Source organism: Cognatishimia sp. (assembly GCF_964229375.1).
Lineage (GTDB): Bacteria > Pseudomonadota > Alphaproteobacteria > Rhodobacterales > Rhodobacteraceae > Cognatishimia.
The window spans coordinates 1-4,896 of sequence record NZ_CAXREH010000179.1 but is presented as its reverse complement, the minus strand read 5'-3'; the positions used below and the strand labels follow the sequence as shown (position 1 = coordinate 4,896).

Sequence of the window (4,896 nt, the reverse complement as noted above, 5' to 3'; positions counted from 1 at the left end):
TCTCACAATTTTGCACCGCTTTCCGATGCCGACTGGCCGGAAGAAATCTCGGATATGCTGTCTGGGTTTGCCGGTGGTCTGAACGTCTATCGCACTATGGCCCACCACCCCCAATTGCTCAGGTCTTGGGCGACACTGCGCGAGCATGTGGTTAATCAGACCACGTTGGGTGCGGAATTCAGAGAGGTCGTGATCCTGCGCACCGGCACGCGGCTTGGGTCCACTTATGAATGGCAACAACATATCCTGAGGGCCCGCAAAGCCGGACTGAGCGATCACAGGATAGCGCGGCTGAAAGGCCCGCTTGATCAGATCGAAGGCAAGGATCGCCCCCTCGCGGCGGCTGTGGACGAGATCTTTGAAACCAACCGCCTAACTTCCTCTACCCAGGCAGACGTCATGTCGCTGGTTGGCAAAAAGGGTCTGTTAGACCTGATGGCCACCGTCGGGTTTTATTCCACGCTTGGCTTTATTCTGAACTCGTTTGACACACCGTTAGATGACGACATTGCCTCGGCCCTTCAGGCAGAGCCTTTGGTGACCTAACGGCGTGGTTTGACGCGTTGCCAAATCTGCCTAGAGTGACCTCGGTTATCGCGTATCGCAAAGGGTTGGCCCGTGGCAGAAAGATCTATTCCAGCACAAATGATGGCTGTCGTGACGACAGGCAACGGTGGCTATGACAAACTGGTCTATCGCGCAGAACCGACCCCGGTTCCCGAGGAGGGCGAGGTATTGCTGCGGGTTCTGGCGGCAGGCGTGAACAACACAGAAATCAACACGCGGCTGGGCTGGTATTCCTCGACCGTGACCGCAGACACGCAATCTACGGCAGACGTCCAATCCGAGAAGGGCGAGCAAAAAGAGGACGGAGGCTGGAACAAGGCGACCCCGTTCCCGTTTATCCAAGGCACCGATTGCTGCGGCGAAGTCGTCGCATTTGGCACAGGCGTTACCGCTGATCTGATGGGCAAACGCGTGCTGGTACGGGCCTGCATGCGCCCCAACGGGTATGACACGATGGACAACGTGTGGATGGCGTCAGATTTTGACGGCGCGTTTGCGCAATATGTGAAAGTGCCCGCCTCAGAGATCTTTTCGGTCTCGTGCGACTGGAGCGATGCCGAGCTGGCAACCATCCCCTGCGCCTATGGGACGTCCGAAAATATGCTGCACCGCGCGCAGGTTTCGGCAGGCGACACGGTTTTGGTCGCGGGCGCATCAGGGGGCGTGGGCTCGGCGACGGTGCAACTTGCAAAGCGTCGGGGCGCGCGGGTGATTGCAATCACCAGCCCTTCGAAAATGGACGATCTGACAGCCCTTGGCGCAGATCAGGTCGTGGCGCGGAACACAGATCTGCGCGAGGCCCTGGGGGACGAAAGCGTTGATGTTGTGGTCGACAATGTCGCGGGGGATCAGTTTCCCCAGATGCTCAAGGTGCTTAAGCGCGGCGGCAGGTTGGTTTCAAGCGGCGCGATCGCGGGTCCAATCGTGGCGCTGGACATGCGCGATATGTATCTGAAGGACATCACGCTGATCGGAAGCACCGCCTGGGACGCGCCCGTTTTCCCCAATCTTGTCGGCTATATCGAACGCGGTGAAATACGCCCCTTGCTGGCCAAGACCTTTGCTCTGAAAGACATCGCGACCGCGCAGGAAGAGTTTCTGAAGAAACAGCACCTCGGGAATTTCGTGCTGATCCCTCCGCAGGACTAGCCCTGCGAGAACCTCAGAACTGGTTTGCCTGCCCGCCCCGGACGATCAAAGGCCGCAAGCGCGGCTTGCCAGTCGTGCAGATCAAAGGTCTCAACCCCCGGCAATTGCGTCGCCATCAGCCTTGGCCAGATCGTCTGAAACTGTTGTTGCCACGCAGGGTGTGACAGGTCTTTTAGCCGATCGCGCAGATGAAACCGCCGCAGATTTGCGCGGGTCGCGCTGTTTGGGAACACGCTTTGCCCTGAGAGCAGCCCATAGCCGACAAACTCGCCCCCCTCGGGCATTGCATTCAATATCGACAAAGCCATGGGGCCACCCACGGCGTCAACGACCAGACGACTCGACGCCGCGATAGACTGGATCGCCTGTGTGTCGCTGTCATGGACTGGCACGACCCCCATCGCCTCAAGCGCTGCGCGCCGTTGAGCAGAGCGATAGATGCCGATCACTTCGCTAGCGCCATCCGCACGCGCCCATTGCGCCAAGATCGCCGCAATGAAAGACCCCGCCCCGGTCAGCACAACGCGTTTGCCCCGCACGGGCCATTCTCGCAAAAGATATTGCGCCGTCAGCGGGTTGATATAGCCACGCGCCGCCAAATCAGTTGGAACGTCCCCAGGCACCGGCACGGCAATGTCTGCGTCACAATCCAGAACCTGCTGCCACGTCCCTGCCCCCCGCAACGGCAGAACCCGTTGGCCAACCAGATCCGCGTGGCTGTCTGGTGCATCAATCACGCGACCGACGCCCTCATAGCCTGCGATCATGGGCGGTGTAATCAGGTGCTTATACGCCCCCCAGATCGGGATCAGATCTGACGGGTTGATCGGCGCGGCGATCATCCGGACGCGCAAAGACCGAGCCGCGCGCCGCGGCAGATCGGTTTGCGCGAGGGCAAGCACCTGCTTTGGGTTGCCAAACTCGGCGTAACGCAGAGCCAGATGTGTTGACGCGGTATGTTCCATCCAAAGCCCCAAGTTTCACGGGATATGCGCCTTCTTAAGCCGTATGCGCCCGATCGGCACAACCCTAAAGGCGGCCACACTGGGGTTTAGCCGCTCTGGAACGCCACGTCGCGAGCGCGAAGCAGGCTTTTACAAAAAATTCGCCTAAATCGTTGCAGATGCAACTTAAATTATTGAAATAAATAGTTAAATAAAATCACTTAGATAGGACTTAGTTAGCGGAAACAGCTGCAAAACGCGCTAATTCCTAGAGTTTCGGACCATTGACACCCCCGAGCGCACTCTTTATCCGCCCACTCTAATCCGCGGGAACCCCGCCAGTCTGTGTAAGTCGCGCTTTGATCGAATTAACTGACGTTTCTGTTTCCTACAACGAGAAGGTTGTGCTGTCTGAGGTCTCTCTGAGCCTCACAGAACGGCGCATTGGCATCATTGGCGGCAATGGCAGCGGCAAAAGCACCTTCGCGCGTTTGCTGAACGGATTGCTTCTGCCTGACCGTGGGCGGGTCACGGTGGATGGGCTTGATACACGATCAAAGGCGAAGGACGTGCGCCAGAAAGTCGGGTTTGTGTTTCAGAACCCTGACAACCAGATCGTCTTTCCATTGGTCGAAGAAGATATCGCCTTTGGTATGAAAAACCTTGGCTTTGACAAAGAGACAATTGCGACCAAAACAGAAGAGGCGCTGAAGCGCTATGATCTGCTAAGCCATCGCACCCATGCGGCGCAATTCCTCAGCGGTGGTCAGAAACAGCTGCTGGCAATTTCGGGCGTCCTGGTGATGGAGCCGAGTTATATCGTGTTTGACGAGCCCACGACACTGTTGGATCTGCGCAATAAGCTGACGGTCACACGGGCCATCTCGGAACTAGAGCAAACCGCGATTGTGGTCACACATGACCTTGATCTGATTTCCGATTTTGATCGGGTTATCGTTTTTGCCGACAGCCGCGTGATGGCCGATGACGTGCCTTCGGTTGCGATCCGCAAATACCGCGAGGCGATGGGCGATGTTTGACCTCTATCGCCCCGGAACCTCTTTTCTGCACAGCGCCCCTGCGGGGGGCAAAGTACTGGCTTTGGCAGTATTGGGCACGCTGGCCTTTCTTGTTGCCGACATCCGCATCATTTTTGCTGGCTTGGCGGCGGCCCTCTTGCTGTATTCGGTCTGCGGCTTACCGTTGAAATCTGCTTGGTCGCAGATCCGGCCGACCCTGTGGATTTTACTCGCGATCTTTATCGCTCAGGCGATTTTCAATACCTGGCAGTTGGGCGTTTTCGTCGTGGCCCGTTTTGCGGTGCTGTTGTTGTTGGCGGGGCTTTTGACCCTGACAACCCGCGCCTCTGACATGATCGACGGGATCGAACGCGGCCTGCCTTTCCTGCGCCCAATCGGCGTGAACCCGGCCAAAGTCAGCCTTGCCCTGTCCCTGGCTCTGCGGTTCATCCCAGTCTTGGCACAGATCACCCGTGAGGTGCGCGAAGCCCAGCGCGTGCGCGGGCTGGAAAACAGCATTGTTGCCCTTGCCATCCCCCTATTCGTGCGCACCCTGCGCATGTCCGAAGACATCGCTGACGCCATCGAGGCACGCGGCTATAGACCCTAGTAGAAAAACGAAGGACACAAAGATGACCCTAAACACCAGAGACATCGTGATGATTGCCCTCTTTGCCGCGCTGACAGCGGCCTTGGGACTGTTCCCACCGATCACCCTGCCTATCGCGGGCGGTGTGCCGATCACAGCGCAATCCATGGGCTGTATGCTGGCAGGCGCGCTGGCAGGTGCCAAGCGCGGCGGTCTGGCACTGGCGCTTTTCGCACTTTTGGTGGCGATTGGTCTGCCACTGATGGCTGGCGGCCGTGGCGGCTTTGGCCTGTTCCTGACACCATCCGGCGGCGTCATCATCGGTTTTGCGGCGGCAGCTTTTGTCATCGGCTGGCTGTTTGGCCGTCATTCGGGCGAGATGTCTTTGGTCACATCGATCATCTATATCGCCATCGGCGGCATCGGTGTTGTGTACCTGTTTGGCATCCCATGGTGGGCCTTCACCGCAAAGCAAAGCATCGCAGTCGTTGCGGGCAAATGCCTTGTGTTCCTGCCAGGTGACGCGATCAAGGTCGTGCTGGCCGCGCTGATCGCACGCGGTGTGCGTCGCGCCTATCCGGGTCTGTAAGACAGCCTCATATCAATCTTGAAAAAACGCGGTGCCTTG

At 58.1% G+C, this 4,896-nt stretch carries 6 protein-coding genes; 5 read left to right on the top strand and 1 reads right to left on the bottom strand.

Annotated elements, in window-relative coordinates:
• Together ACEQWH_RS13100 and ACEQWH_RS13095 are read left to right on the top strand one after the other, a co-directional pair.
• A partial coding sequence (locus ACEQWH_RS13100; protein WP_370231561.1) for a carboxymuconolactone decarboxylase family protein occupies positions 1-546 on the top strand: 546 nt, incomplete at its 5' end.
• A gap of 99 nt (positions 547-645) precedes the next feature.
• Positions 646-1,716 (top strand): alcohol dehydrogenase family protein, encoded by a 1,071-nt coding sequence (locus tag ACEQWH_RS13095; RefSeq protein WP_370231562.1) that lies wholly within the window; start codon positions 646-648, stop codon positions 1,714-1,716.
• Here the strand turns inward: ACEQWH_RS13095 and ACEQWH_RS13090 are convergent.
• Positions 1,713-2,681, bottom strand: coding sequence for a zinc-dependent alcohol dehydrogenase family protein (locus ACEQWH_RS13090; RefSeq protein ID WP_370231559.1), 969 nt, complete (start codon positions 2,679-2,681; stop codon positions 1,713-1,715). The two genes, ACEQWH_RS13095 and ACEQWH_RS13090, sit on opposite strands and share 4 nt — an antisense overlap.
• Positions 2,682-3,019: 338 nt before the next feature.
• Between ACEQWH_RS13090 and ACEQWH_RS13085 the strand changes: the two genes are divergently transcribed.
• From ACEQWH_RS13085 to ACEQWH_RS13075, 3 genes are read left to right on the top strand one after another with little or no spacing between them, the layout of a single operon-like run.
• The gene (locus tag ACEQWH_RS13085) at positions 3,020-3,700 is read left to right on the top strand and encodes an energy-coupling factor ABC transporter ATP-binding protein (RefSeq protein WP_370231557.1); all 681 of its coding nucleotides are present in this window, start codon (positions 3,020-3,022) and stop codon (positions 3,698-3,700) included.
• Positions 3,693-4,289, top strand: a complete 597-nt coding sequence (locus tag ACEQWH_RS13080; protein ID WP_370231556.1) for an energy-coupling factor transporter transmembrane protein EcfT — start codon at positions 3,693-3,695, stop codon at positions 4,287-4,289. Before ACEQWH_RS13085 ends, ACEQWH_RS13080 begins: the two co-directional genes overlap by 8 nt.
• A gap of 22 nt (positions 4,290-4,311) precedes the next feature.
• On the top strand, positions 4,312-4,857 hold the full coding sequence (locus ACEQWH_RS13075) for a biotin transporter BioY (RefSeq protein WP_370231555.1): 546 nt from the start codon (positions 4,312-4,314) through the stop codon (positions 4,855-4,857).
• The last annotated feature ends 39 nt before the right edge of the window (positions 4,858-4,896 follow it).